Source organism: Paenibacillus sp. P5_B5, assembly GCF_056400365.1.
Genome location: NZ_JBFULK010000070.1, coordinates 1 through 413 on the forward strand (window position 1 = coordinate 1; position 413 = coordinate 413).

Genomic DNA, 413 nt, shown 5'->3' on the forward strand with positions numbered 1-413 from the left:
GTGTGACGGGCGGTGTGTACAAGACCCGGGAACGTATTCACCGCGGCATGCTGATCCGCGATTACTAGCAATTCCGACTTCATGCAGGCGAGTTGCAGCCTGCAATCCGAACTGAGATCGGCTTTTATAAGATTGGCTCCAGATCGCTCTTTCGCTTCCCGTTGTACCGACCATTGTAGTACGTGTGTAGCCCAGGTCATAAGGGGCATGATGATTTGACGTCATCCCCACCTTCCTCCGGTTTGTCACCGGCAGTCATCCTAGAGTGCCCACCCGAAGTGCTGGCAACTAAGATCAAGGGTTGCGCTCGTTGCGGGACTTAACCCAACATCTCACGACACGAGCTGACGACAACCATGCACCACCTGTCTTGGGTGCTCCGAAGAGGGACACTATCTCTAGTGTTTACACCC

General features: G+C 54.2%; 1 rRNA gene. It reads right to left on the minus strand.

The features are described 5' to 3' along the window. Nucleotides 1–413, minus strand: a 16S ribosomal RNA gene (locus tag AC1DOK_RS24595); the annotation flags it as partial.